The organism is Variovorax sucrosi, assembly GCF_051216635.1.
Taxonomy (GTDB): Bacteria; Pseudomonadota; Gammaproteobacteria; order Burkholderiales; family Burkholderiaceae_C; genus Variovorax.
In genome coordinates, this window is sequence record NZ_JBPJZU010000003.1 from 39,199 (window position 1) to 57,950 (window position 18,752).

Genomic DNA, 18,752 nt, shown 5'->3' on the forward strand with positions numbered 1-18,752 from the left:
CGTCGTGCCCGCCCGGCGAGCGTCGCGCGTTCAGTCGACGCGTATGTTCTTCGCCTTGACGATGCGGCTGTAGATGTCGGCGTCGCGGCGCACCATCGCCACCATCTCGGCCTGCGTCAGGCCCAGCGGTTCGCTGTTGAGGTCGCGGATGCGCTTGGCCAGGTCGGGATCCTTGCTGGCCTGGATCATCAGCGCGTTGAAGCGCGTGACGATCGGGGCCGGCGTCGCCGCTGCCGCCCACAGGCCGTGCCACGACATCATGGTGAGGCCGGGCACCACCTCCGACAGCGTGGGCACGTCGGGCATGGCGGGGTGGCGTGTCTCGCCGGAATAGGCCAGCGCGTTCACGCGGCCGCCGCTGATCAGCGGGTAGCCGGTGGCGATGGGTTCCATCAGCGTGTCGACCTGGCCGCCGATCAGGTCGGCCACCGGGCTGGCGCGGTAGGGCACGTGCAGCATCTCGGTGCCGGTCTCGTCCTTGAGCCACTCGACGATCAGGTGCGACGGGCTGCCCGCGCCGTACGAGGCGTGCGAGATGGTGCCCGGCTTGGCCTTCGCGGCGGCCACCAGTTCCTTCACCGACTTGGCCGGGAACTTGGGCGGTGCGATCAGCACCAGGCCCTGGCGCATGGTGGTCGCCACCGGCACGAAGTCCTTCTGCGGGTCGTAGGGCAGCTTGGTGTAGATGTACGGGTTGATGGTGAACCCGGTCGACAGGTTGTAGAGGTAGGTGTAGCCGTCGGCCGGTGCCTTGGCCACGGTGTCGGCCGCCAGGTTGCCGGCGGTGCCCGGCTTGTTGTCGATCACCACCGGCACGCCGAGTTGCTTCGACGCGTAGTCGCCGTACAGCCGCGCGAAGATGTCCGGCGGCGTGCCCGGCGCGAAGCCGACCACGATGCGGATCGGCTTGCTCGGCCAGGCCGCGGGCTGCGCGGCGGCGAGGCTGCATGCCAGGCCCAGGCAGAGGGCCGTCAACCATTGAATTCTCGAACGCATGTCTGTCTCCTTATGGCGGGCGTGTGCCCGCTTGTTTGAAAAATCGCCTCGCTGATGTGCGTGGGTGGTGGGTGTCTCCTCAGTCGATCTGCGCGCCGGAGCGCTGGACGGCTTCGCCCCACTTGGCGATCTCGGCACTGGCGAAGGCGTCGAGCTGGGCGGCGCTCATGTCGTTGCGCTCGATGCCCTGCTGCGACAGCTTCTCGCGCACCTCCGGCTGCGCCAGCACCTGGCGCGTGGCCTCGCGCAGCCGGTCGCGCTGGTCGGCCGGCATGGTGGCCGGCGCATACACCATGAACCAGGCGACGAGGTCGAAGTCGGGCACGCCCTGCTCGATCAGCGTGGGCACGTCGGGCGCGGCGGCGCTGCGCTTGGCGCTGGATGCGCCCAGCGCGCGCAGCCGGCCGGCGCGCACCTGCGGCAGCACCGCGGCCGGGTGATAGAACATGAACTGCACGTTGCCGGCGACCAGTTCGGTCATGGCCTGCGCGCCGTCGCGGTAGGGCACATGGACGAAGCGCTTGCCCAGCCGCACGTTGAGCAGCTCGCCCGCCAGGTGGCCCGAGGTGCCGTTGCCGGCGGAGGCGAAGTTGACGGCCGCATCGCCGGCCTGGCGCAGGTCGGCCACGCTCTTCCACGGCGAAGCGGTCGGCACCACCAGCAGCGTCGGCGTGGCGCCGATGAAGCCCAGCGGCGTGAAGTCGCGCAGCGGTGAATAGCCCAGGCGCTTGTAGAGCGTCGGGTTGATGGCGTGCGTGCCCACCGTGCCCAGCAGCAGCGTCTGGCCGTCGGTGCCCGACTTGGCGACCTGCTCGCTGCCGATGGCGCCGCCCGCGCCCGGCTTGTTCTCCACGATCACGGCCTGGCCGAGTTGCCGGCCGAGCGCGTCGGCCAGGGTGCGACCGACGATGTCGGTCGTCGTGCCCGCGCCGAAGGGCACGACGAGCTTGATGGGACGCGACGACGGCGTCTGCGCCATCGCCACGCCGGCGGCCAGCAGCGTGCTGGCGATCAGTGCGCGACGAGAGAGGTCCCGCGTCATGTCGACGCCCCGAAGCCGGCGGGCACCTCGCCCTCGTACTGCAGTTCGCGCGTGGCCTGGTACGACAGCGCGAAGCCGCTCGGCGTCTCGGCCTCTTCGGCCAGGTGCGCGATCAGCCCCGCCGTGCGCGCGAGGATCGGCACGCCGCGCAGCGACGCCACCGGAAAGCCCACGCCCAGCAACACGGCGGGAATGGCCGCCGAAACGTTCAGCCGCAGTTCCTTGCCGACGATGCCGGGGATCACGCGCTCGATCGCCTGCGCGATGCGCACGAAGCGCAGGTCGGCGCCGGCTTCGGTCGCGACGGCGATCAGGCGGTCGACGCGCGGGTCGTTGGTCTTGTGCAGCGGGTGGCCGTAGCCGGGGATGGCGCGGCGCTCGGCCTTCAGCGTGCGGATGACATCGGCGGCCACGTCGTCGAGCGCCTCGCCCGCATCGACGCGGGCCGCGACCTCGGTGAAGAGCCGGCCTGCGGTTTCCGACGCGCCGAGGATCACCGAGCCGCAACCGAGGATGCCCGCGGCGACCGCGCCCTGCAGCGCGTCGGGCGCCGCGGCGTAGGTCATGCGGCTGGCCTGCACGCTCGGCACCAGGCCGTGCTCGGCGATGGCCACCAGCGTGGCGTTGAGTACTGCGCTGCACGCGGCATCGGGGCGTTTGCCGGTGAGCAGCAGGAAGAAGTAGTCCGCGAAGGACACGTGCCCGATCAGGTCGTTGCACAGGTCCTCGCCGCGCACGACGATGGTGTGTTCGTCCGACGTGCAGATGGCGGTGCGCGGGACGGTGGATTTGCCGATTTTCATGATGCGTGTACGTGGAGGTGTGCGCGCTCAGGCGGCCGTGGGTTGCAGGTGGAAGTCGTAGTGCGCGGACCAATAGGGCGTGTCCAGCGCGCGGCCGTCGGGCGCGCGGCCCGCGGGGTGCGACTCGAAGTCGACGATGAGGCTGGGCCGCACGCCGAACACTGCATCGGAGTCGATGTAGGGGCTGCCCGCCACGAAGAGGTGGGTGGTGACCGGTACATGCGACGGGGCCGACACCATCATGTGGATGTGGCCGGGCCGGTTGGGGTGGCGGCCCATGCCGTCGAGCATGCGGCCCACGGGGCCGTCGACCGGCACCGGGTAGTACGACGGCCGGATGGACCAGAACCAGTAGCGGCCTTCGGCGTCGGTGCGGATGCGCGCGCGTGCGGCCATGCCGGCGCCCTCGACCTGCATGTCGTACACGCCCTCGCCGTCGCCCGACCAGATGTCGAGCAGCGCGCCGGCCAGTGGCTGGCCGCGCGTGTCGGTGACCCGGCCGCTGTAGAAGGTCGGCTCGCCGGGCGTGCCCTTGGCGATGTCCGCGCCGCAGGGCATCTCCGGCGCGCCGGCCCAGTAGTAGGGGCCCTGGACCGTGGCCTCGGTCGTCGGCGTTACCGGCAGGTCGCCGGTGGCGCCTGCCGCTTGCGCGCTGCGTGCGGCGCGCAACTGGTCGAGCATCACGACCATCATCGAAGCGCCGAGCGTGTCCGACAGCAGGATGAATTCCTGGCGCTTGTCGTCGCAGGCCTTGCCGGTGGCGGTGAGGAACTCGATGCCGCGCATCCACTCGTCGGGCTTCAGGTCGACCTCGCGGATGAAGGCGTGCAGGTGCGTGATGAGCGAGGTCATGACCTGCGCGAAGCGCGGGTCGGTGGCGCCTTCGAGCCGCTGCAGCGCGGCCTGGGTCAGTTCGTTTTCGTTCGAGGGGGTCATGGGCTTGTCTCCGTCTTATTTGTTCGAGGTCAGGCTTCGCGCAATCGCCGTCGCAGCGGCTCGACGATGGCGTCGTTGTCGGCGCCGAGCGTGGGGGGCGCCGTGACTTCCAGCGGGCGTTCGCCATCGAAGCTCACCGGCGAGCGGATGGTTCGCCACTCGCCGCCGTCGGGGTGCGGTGCACTCACCTCCAGCTGCAGGTGCCGCGCCTGCGGGTCTTCCATGGCTTCGCGCGTGTCGTACATGGGCGCGTGCGGCACGTCTTCGGCTTCGAGCCGGGCGCACCAGTCGGCGCGCGTGCGCTCGCGGAACAGGCCGTCGAGCAGGGCGATCATCTCGGTCTGGTGCGCGATGCGGCCTTCGCGATTCGCAAAGCGCGGGTCCTGGAACAGGTCGGGCCGCTCGATCGCGTTGGCCAGCCCTTGCCAGAACTTCTCCGGCGACGACATGTGCAGCGCGATCCACAGACCGTCGGCGCACTCGAGCACGTACGACTGCGACACGCTGGGCCGGCTGAAGGGCCCCATGATCTCGTTCTCGGAGAAGTAGTGCGTGAAGGCGTCGAGGTTGAAGTGGCACATCGCCTCGAGCATCGACACCTCCACCGTGCGGCCGACGCCGGTGCGGCCGCGCTCCACCAGCGCGCCCATCACGCCGTAGGCGGCGTAGAAGCCGGTCATCGCGTCGGCCACCGCCGGGCCGACCACGCGCGGGTTGGCCGGGTTGACCAGCAGCTTGAGAAAGGCGCTGGCGGCCTGGGCCACGGTGTCGTAGGCGGGTCGGCCGGCCGCCGGGCCGGTCTGGCCGAAGCCGCTGATGGCGCAGTACACCAGCCGCGGGTTGAGGCCACGCAGGCGCGCCGCGCCGGCACCCAGGCGCTCGGCCGCGCCGGGGCGGAAGTTCTGGATGTAGACGTCCGAGTCCTTCACCAGCTCGTCGAAGACCGCCGCGTCGTCGGGCAGCTTGGGGTTGAGCGTGATGCTGCGCTTGTTGCGGTTGTAGGTCTGGAAATGCGGGCTGTAGAGGCCGCCGCGAAAGGCGCGGAACGGGTCGCCGCTGCCGGGCTGCTCGACCTTGATCACTTCGGCGCCGAGGTCGGCGAGGAACATGCCGGCGGCCGGGCCGGTGATGAACGTGCCTTGCTCCAGCACCTTGATGCCGCTGAGGACTTTTTGCAACGCGTTGTCTCCTGTGTTCGTTCGCCCGTCGAGGGGCTGGGTGTGAACTCTAGGCAGGCCGGGCGATTTTTAACAATGATGGTTTTTCATGGATACCATCGACGGCATCGATCGTGAGCCCTCGTACCACGGCACCGGAGACATCCATGGAACTGCGCCACCTGCGCTACTTCAGCACCCTGGCGGGCTCGCTCAACTTCACCCGCGCGGCCGAGCGGCTGCATGTCACGCAGTCGACCCTGTCGCACCAGATCAAGCAGCTGGAGGACGAACTGGGCACGCAGCTCTTCGACCGCGGCGGCAAGCGCGTGGCGCTGACCGAGTCGGGCGAGGCCTTCCTCCACCACGCCACGCGGGCACTGCAGGAAATCGACCGTGGCCTCGGCGCGCTGCGCGAGGATCCGAAGGAGGTATCGGGCCAACTGCGCATCGGCTCGACGCCGACCTTCAACCTCGGCTTCATTCCCGACTGCATCGCCGCCTTCCAGCCGCGCTACCCCGGCGTGCGCGTGGTGGTGGAAGAACTGGCGGCCGACCTGATCGCGCAGCGGCTGCAGCAGGGCACGCTGGACCTCGGCATCGCCTACCGGCCGGCGGCGCCGGGGGCGCTGCAGTTCGAGCCGCTCTACAACGAGGAGATGGTGCTGGTGGTGGCGCAGGGCCATCCGCTGGCGCGCCGCAAGCGGGTGCGCATGGTGGAGCTGCACCGCCTGCCGATGGTGCTGCTGCCCGCGAGCTTCGCCACGCGCCAGATGCTCGACGAGTGCTTCCGCTCCTGCGGTGCCGAGCCGCAGGTGGTGGCCGAGATCAATGCGTTGGCGCCGATCATGGGCCTGGTCGCCAAGACGCGGCTGGCGGCCATCGTCGCAGCCAATGCCGTGCTGCTGCATTCGGGGCTGGCCATCGTGCGGCTGGAGAGCCCGACGCCGGTGCGCACGCCGGGCATGCTGTGGTCGCCGCCGGCCCAGGAATCCGCAGCGACGCGTGCTTTCTCGGCCATCGTGCGCAAGGTCGCTTTCCGCACCAGCCTGCAGGAGCGCCGCAGCGACGCCAAGTCGTGAGAGCCCGGCCGCTGGCCGTATTTGCAACCCCGCTGGCGCGGATTGCGACCTCGCAACTGCCCATGTCGCGCGCAGGCCCAGGCGGGCTGGCCGACAATGGCGCAGCTCCTTCGAACCCCTGCGGCTCACCGCGACCTGAGAGGCAACCCCATGACACTCCCCACCCGCGTCAAGCTCATCGACGTCGGCCCGCGCGACGGCCTCCAGAATGAAAAGCAGCCGGTCTCGGCCGAGGTCAAGATCGGCCTGGTGCATCGCCTGCAGGACGCGGGCCTCCAAGAGATCGAGGTCACCAGCTTCGTGAGTCCCAAGTGGGTGCCGCAGATGGCCGACAACGCGCAGGTGATGCACGGCATCGTGCGCAAGCCGGGCGTGCGCTACTCGGTGCTCACGCCCAACATGAAGGGCTTCGAGGCGGCGATTGCCGCGCCGCGCGAGGAGTGGCCCGACGAAGTCGTGGTGTTCGGCGCCGCCAGCGAGGCCTTCAGCCAGCGCAACATCAACTGCTCCATTGCCGAGAGCATCGAACGCTTCGCGCCGGTGGTGGCGGCCGCGCGCGAGCGGGGCATCCATGTGCGCGGCGCGATGTCGTGCACGGTGGGTTGTCCGTACGAAGGCGAGATCGCGCCGGCCCGGGTCGGCTACCTCGCGGGGCTCATGAAGGACGTGGGCGTCGAGCGTGTCGACGTCGCCGACACCATCGGCGTGGGAACACCGCGCGCGGTGCAGGCCGCCATGCAGGCCACGCTGGCGCACTTCGGCGTCGATCAGATCTCTGGCCATTTCCACGACACCTACGGCCAGGCACTGGCCAACACGCTGGCCGCGCTCGAGCTGGGGGTGTGGAACTTCCAGTCGTCATCGGCGGGCCTGGGCGGCTGCCCTTATGCCAAGGGCGCGACCGGCAACGTGGCCACCGAAGACGTGGTGTACCTGCTGCACGGCATGGGCATCGAGACCGGCATCGACCTGGACAAGCTGATCGATGCGGGCGTGTACATCAGCCAGGCCCTGGGCCGCAAGACCGGATCCCGCGTGGCGACCGCGCTGCTCAACAAGCGCGAGCCCGCCTGAACTCCGTGCATCCCGGCACGCCGGGATGCACCGCCGCGCCGGTCAGGCCGCGGTCATGCCGCGGTGTCGGGCAGGCGCTTCTTGAACAGGCCCAGCGCCACGCTGGTGACCACCGAGCCGGCCACGATGGCGGCGGCATACAGCAGCACGTGGTTCACGGCGTTCGGAATGGCCAGCACGAACACGCCGCCGTGCGGCGCCTGCAGGCCGATGTTCCATGCCATCGACAGCCCACCGGCCACGGCCGAGCCCAGCATGCAGGCCGGGATGACGCGCAGCGGATCGCGTGCGACAAAAGGGATGGCGCCCTCGGAGATGAAGGCCAGCCCCAGCACAGCGGTGGCCTTGGAGGCCTCGCGCTCTTCGGCCGTGAAGCGGCTCTTGAACACCCAGCAAGCCAGCGCGATGCCCAGCGGCGGCGTCATGCCCGCGGCCATGGCGGCGGCCATGGGCTGCGTCACCTGGCTGGCGATGAGGGTGGTGGAGAACACGTAAGCGGCCTTGTTGACCGGGCCGCCCATATCGACGGCCATCATCGCGCCGAGCACGATGCCCAGCATCACGGCACTGCCGGTCTGCATGCCGGTGAGCCAGCCAGTGAGCGCGCTCATCACCGCGGCCATCGGCGTGCCGATGACCATCATCATGAGCACGCCCACGATGGCTGCACCCAGCAGCGGCAGCAGCAGCACGGGCTTCAGGCCCTCCAGCCCGCGCGGCAGCCGGATCCAGCGGTTGAGCAGCTTCACGCTGTAGCCGGCGATGAAGCCGGCGGCGATCGCGCCCAGGAAGCCTGCACCCACGGTGCCCGCCAGCATGCCGCCGATCATGCCGGGCGCGATGCCGGGCCGGTCGGCAATGGAGTACGCGATGTAGCCTCCGAGCGCGGGCAGCATGAGCGCAAAGCCCGCCTTGGCGCCGACCTGGAACAGCACCCAGCCCAGCGTGCCCTTGTGCGCGTCGTCGTACACGTAGATGCCGCCCAGCGCGAAGGCCAGCGCAATGAGCAGCCCGCCCGCCACCACGAAGGGCAGCATGAAGGACACGCCGGTCATCAGGTGCTTGTAGACGCTGACGGACTCGCGCTGCGGCGACCCTGGAGTCGATGCGCCTGCCGACGTGGCCGCGGCATCCTTGCCCGTGCCCCACACCGTGGCCTGTGCCTGCGCCTGGGCGAACACCGCCGCCGCGTCGTGGATGGCGGCCTTGGTGCCGGTGGCGTACAGGCGCTTGCCCGCGAAGCGGTCGCGGTTGACCTGCGTGTCGGCGGCGATCACGACCAGGTCGGCGCCGTCGATGTCCTCGGGCTGCAGCGTGTTCTGCGCGCCCACCGAACCCTGCGTCTCGACCTTGATCTTGTGGCCCAGGGCCTTGGCGCCTTGCTCCAGCGCCTCGGCGGCCATGAAGGTGTGGGCCACGCCCGTGGGGCAGGAGGTGATGGCGACGATGCGCAGCGGTGCCGCGGGCGCATCTGGCATCGGGGCAACGGCGGCAACCGCAGCGGCCGGTGCAAGCGGTGCGGCATCGACGGCAACGCCCGCCCGCGCCAGCGCCTCGCGCACCACCCGCGTGGCATCGGCCAGCACAGCGGCCGGCGAGGCTTCGTGCACCGGCGCGGCGACGTTGCCCAGCAGTTCCTGGCGGTCGATGCGCATGTCGGCCGCCACGATGACGGCGCTGGCACGCGCGAGTTCGGTGTCGCTGAAGCCGCCCTGCGTGCCCAGGCTGCTGTGCACGCTGAGCGCGATGCGGTGGCCGAGCGTGGCGGCTGCAGCGCGCAGCGCCTCGGCCACCATGAAGCTGTGCGCCGGGCCAGCCTGGCTCGCGGCGATGGCGATGAGTTGGGCCATGGATATCTCTCCTGAATAGGGGGTTACAACGGCACGGCGACGATGGCGGCCGCGAGGGCGTCCACTTCGCTGCGCTGCGGCAGGCCGGGGGCGATGCGCTGGATGCGCGCCGCCGCGCAGGCCATGCCGAACGTGGCGGCGCCGGGCATGGGCAGGCCTTGCGCCAGGGCGGCCAGCGTGCCCGCCACCAGCGCGTCGCCCGCGCCCACGGTGGTGGCCACCGGTACTTGTGGCGCAGCGGCCTGCCAGCAGCCGTCGCGCGTGGCGATCACGGCGCCTTCGCCGCCCAGCGACACCACCAGTTGGCGCACACCGTGGTCGCGGCACAGTGCCTGGGCCGCGGCGGCCACGTTGGCCAGCGTCGGCAGCGCATGGCCCGACAGCTCTTCCAGCTCGGCCCGGTTCGGCTTGACGAAGGCCACCGGCACCACGGCGCCGCGGGCCGGGTCGGCCAAGTGACGCAGCAACTGCAGCAGCACGGCACCACCGGTGTCGATGGCGATGTGCGCGCCGCGTGCGGCCAGGGCGCGCGCGATGCGCTCCCAAACCGCCGCATCCGCGCCGGGTGGCAGGCTGCCCGCCAGCTCGCACCAGTCGCCGGGCTGCACGCGCCGTGCGAGCGAGGCCAGCAGGTCGGCCTCGGCGCGGGCCAGTTCCTCGGGCGACAGCGCCAGGCCGGGCAGGTTGATGTCGGTCGAATCGCCGCGCGCGGCGTCGGCGATCTTGATGTTGGTGCGTGTGCTGCCGGGCAGGCGCAGCATGCCGTCGTCGATGCCGCGCGCGGCAAAGGCGTCGCGGAACACGGCGTCGTTGTCGGCGCCCAGCCAGCCGCAGGCCGTCACGGGCTGGTCGAGCGCGGCCAGCACGGCGGCCACGCCCACGCCCTTGCCGCCGGCTTCCACCTGCTGGCCCTGGGCGCGGTGCACGTCGCCGGGGATGAGCGCAGCGACGCGCACGGTGTGGTCGATGGCTGGGTTGAGCGTGATGGTGAAGATGCGCGGGGCCGAACGGCCCGGTGCGGATGCGGTGTCGGCAGTCATGGCGTCGAGCGGATGTGACATGGTTGCGCTCCTGTCTCAGGCGTCGGTCGGGCGCAGCGCGGCGCCCAGCGCGCGCACTTCGTCGGCGGTGTCCACGTCCAGCGCGCGCCGCGCCAGGTCCTGCAGCTCGGCCAGCGAATGGCGGCGCAGCAGTGCCTTGACGGTGCTGATGTCGCTGGTGCTCATGCTCAGTTCGTTCACGCCCAGGCCCACCAGCAGGGCGGCGCCCAGGGGCTCGCCCGCCAGGCCGCCGCACACGCCGACCCAGCGGCCGTGCTGGCGTGCACCGGCCACGGTGCGCTCGACCAGGCGCAGCACCGCGGGGTGCAGGCTCTCGGCCATGCCGGCCAATTCGGGATGCTGGCGGTCGACGGCCAGCGTGTACTGGGTCAGGTCGTTGGTGCCGATGGAGAAGAAGTCCACGTATGCGGCCAGCCGGTCGGCCAGCAGCGCGGCCGAGGGCACCTCGATCATGATGCCGACCGGCACCGCGGGCGCGTCGAGCTCGATGCGCACGGCTTCCATGCGCGCGCGCAGGGTGCGCACTTCTTCCACCGTGCTGATCATCGGGAACATGATCTGGATCGGGCCGTGCTTGGCGGCGCGGTACAGCGCGCGCAGCTGCGGCACGAGCAGGTCGTCGCGGCGCAAGGCGAGTCGCGCACCGCGCACGCCGAGGAAGGGGTTCTCCTCGACCGGCAGGTCCAGGTGCGGCACCTTCTTGTCGCCGCCGATGTCCAGCGTGCGCACCACCAGCGGCAGGCCGTGCAGGGCTTCGACCATGGCGCGGTAGGCCTGGTACTGGTCTTCCTCGTCGGGCACGGTGTCGCGTTCCAGGAAGAGGAACTCGGTGCGCATCAGGCCCACGCCCTCGGCCCCGGCTTCCAGCGCCTTGACGGCCTGGTCGGCGCGGTTCACGTTGGCGGCGATTTCCACGGTGTGGCCATCGGTGGTGGTGGCGGGCAACTGGCGCGAGCGGGCTTCTTCTTCCTGCAGGCGGGCCAGGCGCGCGATGTGCGTGCGTGCCTCGACCAGCGCGATCTCGCTGGGCGCCACGTACAGGCGACCGCGATAGCCATCGAGGATGGCGACGGTGCCGGCCAGGCTGGGCGTGCCTGCCGTCCCTGCGCCCGCGCCCTCTGTGCCGGGTGGCAGCACGGCCGGGCCGGCGGCCACCACGGCGGGCAGGCCCAGCGCGCGCGCCAGGATCGCGGTATGGGCCGTGGGGCCGCCGCGCGCCGTGCAGAAGCCACGCACACGGGCCGGGTCGATCTGCGCGGCCATCGATGGCGAGATGTCGTCGGCCAGCAGGATCGCATCGTCGGGCCAGGCCGGCGCGGCAGCACGGTCGTCCTGGCTGCGGCCCAGCAGGTGGCGCAGCACGCGCTCGCCCACGTCCTGCAGGTCGGCCGCGCGGGCGGCCAGCGTGGCGTCGGCCAGGGCGCGCTGGGCGGTCACGCGCTCGGCCATGGCGTGGCGCCAGGCCCATGCGGCACCGTGCTGCTGCACGACGCTGCGGCTGACGGCCTGCAGCAGTTCGGCGTCCTGCAGCAGGCCCTGGTGGGCCGTGAAGATGGCGGCCTGTTCCTGGCGTCCGCCGGTGCGGGCTTCGTCGGCCAGCCCGTGCAGCTGGCCGAGCGCCGCGGTCAGCGCGTGGTCGAGCGCGGCGGCTTCGGCAGCGACGGAGGTGAAGCGGTCTTCCACGTCGAGCGCCGTGTCGCCGACATGGACCAGCGTGCCGACCACCAGCCCGGGGCTGGCGGCGATGCCGGTGACGGTGTGGCGTGCGGCCGGCTGCCAATCGCCGAGCGCGCGGCCCAGGCCCTGGGCCTGCGCCTGACGCGCGGCCGACAGTTCGGCCTGGCGGCTTTCTTCGTCGCCCAGCCGGGCGATGGTGGCTGAGAGTGTCGACAGTGCCGCAGCCGCATCGCTGCCCTGTGCCGACAGCCGCAACTGCGCGCCGCGGGCGGCACCCAGGCTCAACAGCGCGGCCACGCTCTTGGCGTCGGCCACGGTGTCGCCGCAACGCACGTGCACGCGGGCCTGGAAGCGGCCGGCCACGCGGGCCCACTCACCCGCGGGGCGGGCATGCAGGCCGCTCGGGTAGTTGAGCGACAGCTCGCGGCCGAGCGGAAAGTCTTCCAGCGCGGCGGCACTGCCGGGTGCGTCGGCCGGGCCATCGGCGAGCAGGGCGCCGATGATGTCCTGGGCGTTGGTGGTGGTGGCCAGGCGTTGCATGAGCGCGCTGTCGCGCATCACGCGGGTCAGCCGGCGCAGCACCTGCAGGTGGCCGTCGGACGCGGCGGCAATCGCCACCACCAGACGGGCCTGCTTGGCATCGTCGCCCCAGCGCACCCCGGCAGGCACCTGCAGCACGGCCAGGCCGGTGCGCAGCACCAGGTGCTTGTCTTCGACCATGCCGTGCGGAATGGCCAGGCCCTCGCCGAGGAAGGTGTTGGCCGCCTTTTCGCGCTGCAGCATGCTGTCGACGTAGGCCGGATGGATGTGGCCGGCTTCGGCGAGCAGGGCGCCCGCAGCGCGCACGGCGTCCTCTCGGTTGTGGGGGGCCGCGCCCAGGCGGACTTCGACCGGAATGGTGGGCATGGTCATGTCTCCTGCAAATTTGGTATCGATTCCAGACTCGATTATGAAATGGGCACTGCGCATTCCACAACCCTGGGACGGTTCATGTCGCTTGAAGTCAAGGGAAAACCCTGATAAATCAAAGGCAAGTCTGCGCTTACGGCGGCATATCGACGCAAAGATGGGCGTTTCATCAGTAGCACTGGTTCGAATTCGACCCAGGTCTCGACGTATGTTCTGAAATCGTTACCATTGCAGAAGGTTTTTTCAGGAGCTTCCCATTGGCCAGCATCAAGGACGTCGCGCAGCGCGCGGGCGTATCGACCACCACCGTGTCGCGGGTGCTCGGCACGCCCGAGGCCGTGCGTGCACCGCTGCGCACGCGGGTGGAGCAGGCGATCGCCGATCTGTCCTATCGCCCCAACCTGGCCGCCCGCCGCTTGCGCCAGCGCCGGGCGTCGCTGGTGGGGCTGATCGTGTCGGACATCCGCAGCCCCTTCTTCACCGACGTGGGCCGCGCGGTCGAAGACGTGGCCTACCGCCATGGCCTGCGCCTCATCCTGTGCAACAGCGACGAGAACCCGGCCAAGGAGCAGTCCTACCTCGAACTGATGGCCGACGAGCAGGCCAGCGGCGTGATCCTCTCGCCGACCACGCAGGGTCTGCAGCGCCTGCGCCCCGACGCCTGGTCGTTCCCGCTGGTGCTGGTGGACCGCGCGCTCGAGAACACCCGCGCCGACCGCGTGGTGCTGGACAACCAGGCCGCCGCGCGCCGCGCCACCGAGCACCTGCTGCAGTCCGGCTACCGGCGCATCGCCCTGTTGGCGGGTGCCCACAGCACCACCGGCCAGCAACGCCACGCCGGTTATGTGCAGGCGCTGGCCGCGCAGGGGCTGGCGCCGCGGCCTGTGTGGGTCGAGCCCACGCACGCGGCAGGCGTGCAGGCCGCGGCCGACGTGCTGTCGGGCGCCGACCGCCCCGATGCCCTGCTGGTCACCAACGGCGTGCTGCTGCTGGGCGCGCTGCAGGCGATCCAGGCCGCCGGCCTGCGCACACCGCACGACATCGGCCTGGCGGGCTTCGACAACAACGACTGGACCGCGCTGCCCGCGCTCGACGTGACCACCGTGGCCCAGCCGACCTACGACATCGGCCGCACGGCCGCCGAACTGCTGCTGCAGCGTATGCAGGACCCGGAGCGCCCGGTGCGCCAGGTGGTGCTGGAGGGCGCGCTCGTGGTGCGCGGCTCCAGCGGCGGTCGCTCATAAGATCGGCGTTTCCAACGAAGGCCCGCAGGGCCGGGACATTTCTCATGTGCGGTTCCGAACTCCATCCCTTTCCCGAAGGCGTGCAGCGCGTCGCGCGCCTGCTGCAGGACGCCGGCCATGCGCACGCACCGCGGATGCTCGACGACGCCGCGCGCACCGCGCAGCAGGCGGCCGATGCGCTGGGGATCGCGGTCGGGCAGATCGCCAAGAGCATCGTGTTCCGCCGCAAGAGCGACGACGTGGCGGTGCTGGTCGTCACCTCCGGCGACAAGCGGGTCGACGAGAAGAAGGTCGATGCGATCGTCGGCAAGACGGGCCGGGCCGATGCCGAGTTCGTGAAGGCGAAGACGGGCTTCTCGATCGGCGGCGTGTCGCCTTTCGCGCATGCCACGCCGCCGGTCACGCTGATCGACCGCGAGCTGTTCCGCTTCGACGAGATCTGGGCGGCCGCTGGCCATCCGCATGCGGTGGTGAAGCTGTCGCCGCAAGACCTCGAGCGGCTCACCGGTGCGCCGGTCGCGGACGTGGTGTGACGATGACCCCGATCGACCTCACCGACGTCACTGACGCAGCCGCGCTCGCGCAACGCGCGGCCGATGTCGCCGGCACCAGCGGCGACGAGGTGCCGTCGCCCTGCGTGTCGGTCTGCCGCATGGACGCCGAGCGCGTGTTGTGCATCGGCTGCCTGCGCACCATCCCCGAGATCGCCGGCTGGAGCCGTTCCGACGCAGCCGGCAAGCGCAGCGTGTGGTGCGCGATCGAAGTGCGCGCCAGGGCGCAGGCCGACCGCCTTCGACCGACTGGAGGCGTCACGCCATGAAGCACATCGACTTCTACCTCGACTTCGTCTCGCCCTACGCCTACCTCGCCTTCGAGCACCTGCCCCAAGCGCTCGAAGGCCTGAGCTACAGCGTGGCCTACAAGCCGGTGCTGCTGGGCGCCATGCTCAAGCACTACGGGCAGAAGGGGCCGGCCGAGGTGCCGAGCAAGCGCGCCTGGACCTACCGCCATGTGCTGTGGCTCGGCCATGCGCACGGCATTCCGATCGAGATGCCGGCCACGCATCCCTACAACCCCTTGGCGCATCTGCGGCTGGCGCTGTCGACCAGCCTCGACGGCGACATCAGCCGCCACGCGGCCGAGACGATCTTCCGCAACGTGTGGCGCGGCGGCGGCGAAGCGGGCGACGCCGCGCGTTTGGCCGCACTGGCGGCGCAACTGACGATGCGTCGCGACGGCAGCGGCGACGAGGCGAAGGCGGCCTTGCGCGCCAACACCGATGCAGCCATCGCACAAGGCGCCTTCGGCGTGCCCTCGTATGTCGTCAACGGGCGCCTCCTCTGGGGCTTCGATGGGCTGGCCATGCTGCGTGCAGCAGTGCAGCAAGACCCGTGGTTCGACGGTCCGGCATGGGCGGGCGCAGACCAACGCCCGGCCCTGTCGCGCAACATTCCTTGACGTTTCCTGCATACTGAAACCCCGGGCGCGGGTTTCACCTTAAATCGTCAGCAGCGATTCAGTTTCGCGAAAGGCTCCGGTCAGTCGCTCCTCCAAGAATGCCCCACGGCCCGGAAAACCAGGCCGCCGTAGCAAATCAACAGGAGACGACAGACATGGCAGCCACACTAGATTCGAGGGGGGTTCCGCATCCGGCGCCCCGACCCATGTCAAAGGAGGAGAAGAAGGTCATCTTCGCTTCCTCGCTGGGCACGGTGTTCGAGTGGTACGACTTCTACCTCTACGGTTCGTTGGCGGCGATCATCGCGCGGCAGTTCTTCAGCGGTCTGGATGCGGGCGCGGCCTTCATCTTCGCGCTGTTGGCCTTCGCGGCGGGCTTCCTGGTGCGGCCCTTCGGCGCCATCGTGTTCGGCCGCCTGGGCGACATGATCGGGCGCAAGTACACCTTCCTGGTCACCATCCTGATCATGGGCCTGTCGACCTTCATCGTCGGCCTGCTGCCCAGCTACGCCACCATCGGCGTCGCGGCACCGGTCATCCTGATCGCGCTGCGCATGCTGCAGGGCCTCGCGCTCGGCGGCGAGTACGGCGGTGCCGCCACCTACGTGGCCGAGCACTCGCCGCACGGCAAGCGCGGCGCCTACACCTCGTGGATCCAGACCACGGCCACGCTCGGGCTGTTCCTGAGCTTGCTGGTGATCCTGGGCGTGCGCACCTGGCTCGGCGAACAGGCGTTCGGCGATTGGGGCTGGCGCATTCCGTTCCTGGTGTCGATCGCGTTGCTCGGGATCTCGGTGTGGATTCGCCTTTCCCTGAGCGAATCGCCGGCCTTCCAGAAGATGAAGGCCGAGGGCAAGACCTCGAAGGCACCGCTGTCCGAGTCCTTCGGCGAATGGAAGAACCTCAAGATAGTGATCCTGGCCCTGGTCGGCCTGACCGCCGGCCAGGCCGTGGTCTGGTACACGGGGCAGTTCTACGCGCTGTTCTTCCTGACGCAGCAACTGAAGGTCGACGGCACTACCGCCAACCTGATGATCGCCGCCTCGCTGCTGCTGGGCACACCCTTCTTCGTGGTGTTCGGTACGCTGTCCGACAAGATCGGCCGCAAGCCGATCATCATGGCCGGCTGCCTCTTGGCTGTGCTCACCTACTTCCCGGTCTTCAAGATGATCACCGAAGCCGCCAACCCGGACCTGGCACGCGCGCAGGTCAGCGCCGGCGTGACGGTGACGGCCGACCCGGCGACCTGCTCCTTCCAGGGCAACCCGGTGGCCCGCGAGATCGACTTCCGAAGCTCCTGCGACATCGCCAAGCGCTACCTGGTGCAGAACTCGGTGAGCTACGAGAACGTGGCCGGCCCGGCGGGTTCGCCGGCCGTAGTGAAGATCGGCGCCAAGAGCGTTGCAGTGCCGACCGGCAACGTCGTCAACCTGAAGTTCGACGAGACCTCGGCCAAGGCCATCGCCGCCTTCAAGAAGGAAGTCGGCGACGAGTTGAAGGTCGCCGGTTACCCGGCGAAGGCTGACCCGGCCAAGATGAACAAGTTGCTGACCGTGGCGCTGCTGTTCTGGCTGGTGCTGCTCGTGACCATGGTCTACGGCCCCATCGCCGCCATGCTGGTCGAAATGTTCCCCACCCGCATCCGCTACACCTCGATGAGCCTGCCCTACCACATCGGCAACGGCTGGTTCGGCGGCTTGCTGCCCACCACCGCCTTCGCCATCGTGGCCAGCACCGGCAACATGTACAACGGCCTCTGGTACCCGATCATCATCGCGGGCATGACGCTGGTGATCGGCACGCTGTTCATCAAGGAAACGAAGGACGTCGACATCTACGCCAACGACTGATCGACACCAGGCCTCGACCGCGAACGCGCGGCGAGGCTGTTCAGCACAGAGGCTTCATGCCAGCCGATGGGCCGCATGAAGCCTTTTTCCTGAACATCGCAACACCCAAAAGGAGACTCAACCCATGTGGAAAATCGTCGTCGGCTTCATCCTCTTCGCCGCAGCATCGCTCTACTTCATCAACATGGCGGGCGACAAGGTCGACATGTCGGGGGAGAAGCATGGCGGGGACGTCGTGCATGAACCGGCGGCGGGGGCGAGCGGGGCGAAGTGATCGGACGGCGGCATCGGGCGAGCTGCCTGATGTTCCGTCGCGCGCGGGCCGGGCGGGTGTGAGGTACCCAGCGGCCTGCGCCGCCTAGCGCTTGAACCGCCCCTCGCTGATGATGGCCAGGTCCGCGAAGTCGATGCCGGAGTGGTCCGTCGATGAATAGTTGATGTCGAGCCCGCCGCCCAGGTCGAAGTTGCGCAGCCCGTCCAGCGACGTCACGATTTTGGCGCGCGTGGGTTTCGGGCCGGCGCGGCGCAGCGCCTCGACCAGCACCTTGGCGGCGGCGAAGCCTTCCAGCGTCTGCGGCGACAGTTCGGTCTGGCCCTTGGCTTTTGCCAGCGCCAAGGCTTCCTTCACCATCGGCTGGCTGGCGGCCCGTTCCGAAGGAAAGACCTGCGTCACGATCACACCGCCGCTGGCGGCGCCGAGTTGCTTGATGAAGCCGCTCGACGCATTGTTCGACAGGGTGACGACCTGCGCCGCCGAGCCCGAGGCGCGCAGCCCCTTCACGCCCTCAGCCACCGCGTCGGCAGAGCCGATCCACAGCACGGCCTGCGGGTTGGCCTTGGCCAGCGCAGGAAGGATGGCGGCATGGTCGGGCTTGTCGCGGTCGGCCGGGATCACCGCGACCGGCTGGATCTTCGCCTTGGCGAAGCCGATGTTGGCGCCTTCGAGGCCGTCCTTGCCGAAGGAGTCGGCCGCGTGCACCACCGCGATCCGATCGATGCCCACCGTATGGAGGTGCTGCACCGCCTTCTCAGCCTCCCGCTGGTAGGTCGAGCGCACGTTGAAGACGTGCTTCTGTACCGGCTTGTGCAGCACCATCGCGCCGGTCGAGGGGCCGATCAGCGCCACGCCGTATTTGTCGAGCCACGGCAGGATCGCCTGGGTGTGGGGCGTGCCCCGGCTCATGAACAGCGCCACGACCTTGCGCTCCTCGATCAGCACGCGGGCGTTCTCGCCGGCGCGCTTGACGTCGAAGGCATCGTCCAGCCGGACCATCTCGATCGGCTCACCGTGGATGCCGCCCTGGGCGTTCACGTTGTCGATCACCAACTGCGCGCCCTGGATGGTTTCACTCATGCTGGCCGACACCGCGCCGGTGATGCCGGCGGTCTGGCCAATCAGGATCTGGGCCGAGGCGGCGCTGGTGCCGAGCGCCAGGAGGCCGGCTGCGCAGAGCAGGCGAAGTTGCGTCATGTGGAGTCCCAAGGAAGAGGGCGCAGGGCAAGCCCGCGGAGGTCCAGCATTTGTTACCAAATGTCTCCCTGTCCGCATCCGGGAAAACCCTCGGGACTGTGCGCCATGTCACGGACCGCCCGTGGGCGTTGCCGCTGCTTCC

Annotated in this window: 17 protein-coding genes; 8 read left to right on the forward strand and 9 right to left on the reverse strand. The window is 69.8% G+C overall.

The features are described 5' to 3' along the window. Positions 1 to 30: 30 nt before the first annotated feature. The 5 genes from ACSFBE_RS06150 to ACSFBE_RS06170 form a co-directional block, all read right to left on the reverse strand. On the reverse strand, positions 31 to 996 hold the full coding sequence (locus ACSFBE_RS06150; RefSeq protein ID WP_435489505.1) for a Bug family tripartite tricarboxylate transporter substrate binding protein: 966 nt from the start codon (positions 994 to 996) through the stop codon (positions 31 to 33). A 79-nt stretch (positions 997 to 1,075) separates the two neighbouring features. Further along, positions 1,076 to 2,038 (reverse strand): Bug family tripartite tricarboxylate transporter substrate binding protein, encoded by a 963-nt coding sequence (locus tag ACSFBE_RS06155; protein WP_435489506.1) that lies wholly within the window; start codon positions 2,036 to 2,038, stop codon positions 1,076 to 1,078. Continuing rightward, a complete protein-coding gene (locus ACSFBE_RS06160) occupies positions 2,035 to 2,841 on the reverse strand; it encodes a citryl-CoA lyase (protein WP_435489507.1) in 807 nt (268 codons plus the stop codon). Before ACSFBE_RS06160 ends, ACSFBE_RS06155 begins: the two co-directional genes overlap by 4 nt. A gap of 27 nt (positions 2,842 to 2,868) precedes the next feature. Continuing rightward, entirely contained in the window at positions 2,869 to 3,777 is a 909-nt protein-coding gene (locus ACSFBE_RS06165; RefSeq protein WP_435489508.1) for a dioxygenase family protein, read from the reverse strand. Between the two features lie 29 nt (positions 3,778 to 3,806). Then, positions 3,807 to 4,955, reverse strand: coding sequence for a CaiB/BaiF CoA transferase family protein (locus ACSFBE_RS06170; RefSeq protein ID WP_435489509.1), 1,149 nt, complete (start codon positions 4,953 to 4,955; stop codon positions 3,807 to 3,809). A 146-nt stretch (positions 4,956 to 5,101) separates the two neighbouring features. Here ACSFBE_RS06170 and cynR point away from each other — a divergent pair, with 146 nt between their 5' ends. Further along, entirely contained in the window at positions 5,102 to 6,016 is a 915-nt protein-coding gene (cynR, locus tag ACSFBE_RS06175; protein WP_435489510.1) for a transcriptional regulator CynR, read from the forward strand. A 150-nt stretch (positions 6,017 to 6,166) separates the two neighbouring features. Next, positions 6,167 to 7,090: a hydroxymethylglutaryl-CoA lyase gene (locus ACSFBE_RS06180; RefSeq protein WP_435489511.1), complete on the forward strand. Its 924-nt coding sequence runs from the start codon at positions 6,167 to 6,169 to the stop codon at positions 7,088 to 7,090. 53 nt (positions 7,091 to 7,143) lie between these two features. Here ACSFBE_RS06180 and ACSFBE_RS06185 read toward each other — a convergent pair whose 3' ends face one another. The 3 genes from ACSFBE_RS06185 to ptsP are packed head-to-tail and all read right to left on the reverse strand — an operon-like array spanning position 7,144 to position 12,590. Beyond that, complete coding sequence (locus ACSFBE_RS06185) at positions 7,144 to 8,940, reverse strand: PTS fructose-like transporter subunit IIB (protein WP_435489512.1); 1,797 nt, start codon at positions 8,938 to 8,940, stop codon at positions 7,144 to 7,146. 23 nt (positions 8,941 to 8,963) lie between these two features. After that, complete coding sequence (locus ACSFBE_RS06190; protein WP_435489513.1) at positions 8,964 to 10,001, reverse strand: 1-phosphofructokinase family hexose kinase; 1,038 nt, start codon at positions 9,999 to 10,001, stop codon at positions 8,964 to 8,966. Positions 10,002 to 10,016: 15 nt separating this feature from the next. Beyond that, the gene (ptsP, locus tag ACSFBE_RS06195; RefSeq protein WP_435489514.1) at positions 10,017 to 12,590 is read right to left on the reverse strand and encodes a phosphoenolpyruvate--protein phosphotransferase; all 2,574 of its coding nucleotides are present in this window, start codon (positions 12,588 to 12,590) and stop codon (positions 10,017 to 10,019) included. A gap of 254 nt (positions 12,591 to 12,844) precedes the next feature. Between ptsP and ACSFBE_RS06200 the strand changes: the two genes are divergently transcribed. The 6 genes from ACSFBE_RS06200 (at position 12,845) to ACSFBE_RS06225 (ending at position 17,413) form a co-directional block, all read left to right on the forward strand. Beyond that, complete coding sequence (locus ACSFBE_RS06200) at positions 12,845 to 13,831, forward strand: LacI family DNA-binding transcriptional regulator (RefSeq protein ID WP_435489515.1); 987 nt, start codon at positions 12,845 to 12,847, stop codon at positions 13,829 to 13,831. 44 nt (positions 13,832 to 13,875) lie between these two features. Further along, on the forward strand, positions 13,876 to 14,364 hold the full coding sequence (locus tag ACSFBE_RS06205) for a YbaK/EbsC family protein (RefSeq protein ID WP_435489516.1): 489 nt from the start codon (positions 13,876 to 13,878) through the stop codon (positions 14,362 to 14,364). Between the two features lie 2 nt (positions 14,365 to 14,366). Then, entirely contained in the window at positions 14,367 to 14,651 is a 285-nt protein-coding gene (locus ACSFBE_RS06210) for a DUF1289 domain-containing protein (RefSeq protein ID WP_435489517.1), read from the forward strand. Further along, positions 14,648 to 15,289, forward strand: coding sequence for a 2-hydroxychromene-2-carboxylate isomerase (locus ACSFBE_RS06215; RefSeq protein ID WP_435489518.1), 642 nt, complete (start codon positions 14,648 to 14,650; stop codon positions 15,287 to 15,289). The genes ACSFBE_RS06210 and ACSFBE_RS06215 overlap by 4 nt, the downstream gene beginning before the upstream one ends. Before the next feature lie 155 nt (positions 15,290 to 15,444). Beyond that, positions 15,445 to 17,139, forward strand: coding sequence for an MFS transporter (locus tag ACSFBE_RS06220; RefSeq protein ID WP_435489519.1), 1,695 nt, complete (start codon positions 15,445 to 15,447; stop codon positions 17,137 to 17,139). A gap of 124 nt (positions 17,140 to 17,263) precedes the next feature. Then, positions 17,264 to 17,413, forward strand: a complete 150-nt coding sequence (locus ACSFBE_RS06225; RefSeq protein WP_435489520.1) for a hypothetical protein — start codon at positions 17,264 to 17,266, stop codon at positions 17,411 to 17,413. An 84-nt stretch (positions 17,414 to 17,497) separates the two neighbouring features. On the opposite strand, the gene ACSFBE_RS06230 is transcribed toward ACSFBE_RS06225, so the two are convergent. Beyond that, positions 17,498 to 18,610, reverse strand: coding sequence for an ABC transporter substrate-binding protein (locus tag ACSFBE_RS06230; protein WP_435489521.1), 1,113 nt, complete (start codon positions 18,608 to 18,610; stop codon positions 17,498 to 17,500). Positions 18,611 to 18,752 lie beyond the last annotated feature (142 nt).

Excerpts from the sequence above, each read along its gene's own strand:
- ACSFBE_RS06215 (WP_435489518.1), top strand. The coding sequence starts at position 14,648 with ATGAAGCACATCGACTTCTACCTCGACTTCGTCTCGCCCTACGCCTAC.
- ACSFBE_RS06165 (WP_435489508.1), bottom strand. The coding sequence starts at position 3,777 with ATGACCCCCTCGAACGAAAACGAACTGACCCAGGCCGCGCTGCAGCGG.
- ACSFBE_RS06220 (WP_435489519.1), top strand. The coding sequence starts at position 15,445 with ATGGCAGCCACACTAGATTCGAGGGGGGTTCCGCATCCGGCGCCCCGA.
- ptsP (WP_435489514.1), bottom strand. The coding sequence starts at position 12,590 with ATGACCATGCCCACCATTCCGGTCGAAGTCCGCCTGGGCGCGGCCCCC.
- ACSFBE_RS06150 (WP_435489505.1), bottom strand. The coding sequence starts at position 996 with ATGCGTTCGAGAATTCAATGGTTGACGGCCCTCTGCCTGGGCCTGGCA.
- ACSFBE_RS06210 (WP_435489517.1), top strand. The coding sequence starts at position 14,367 with ATGACCCCGATCGACCTCACCGACGTCACTGACGCAGCCGCGCTCGCG.
- ACSFBE_RS06225 (WP_435489520.1), top strand. The coding sequence starts at position 17,264 with ATGTGGAAAATCGTCGTCGGCTTCATCCTCTTCGCCGCAGCATCGCTC.
- cynR (WP_435489510.1), top strand. The coding sequence starts at position 5,102 with ATGGAACTGCGCCACCTGCGCTACTTCAGCACCCTGGCGGGCTCGCTC.
- ACSFBE_RS06185 (WP_435489512.1), bottom strand. The coding sequence starts at position 8,940 with ATGGCCCAACTCATCGCCATCGCCGCGAGCCAGGCTGGCCCGGCGCAC.
- ACSFBE_RS06205 (WP_435489516.1), top strand. The coding sequence starts at position 13,876 with ATGTGCGGTTCCGAACTCCATCCCTTTCCCGAAGGCGTGCAGCGCGTC.
- ACSFBE_RS06155 (WP_435489506.1), bottom strand. The coding sequence starts at position 2,038 with ATGACGCGGGACCTCTCTCGTCGCGCACTGATCGCCAGCACGCTGCTG.
- ACSFBE_RS06180 (WP_435489511.1), top strand. The coding sequence starts at position 6,167 with ATGACACTCCCCACCCGCGTCAAGCTCATCGACGTCGGCCCGCGCGAC.
- ACSFBE_RS06190 (WP_435489513.1), bottom strand. The coding sequence starts at position 10,001 with ATGTCACATCCGCTCGACGCCATGACTGCCGACACCGCATCCGCACCG.
- ACSFBE_RS06160 (WP_435489507.1), bottom strand. The coding sequence starts at position 2,841 with ATGAAAATCGGCAAATCCACCGTCCCGCGCACCGCCATCTGCACGTCG.
- ACSFBE_RS06230 (WP_435489521.1), bottom strand. The coding sequence starts at position 18,610 with ATGACGCAACTTCGCCTGCTCTGCGCAGCCGGCCTCCTGGCGCTCGGC.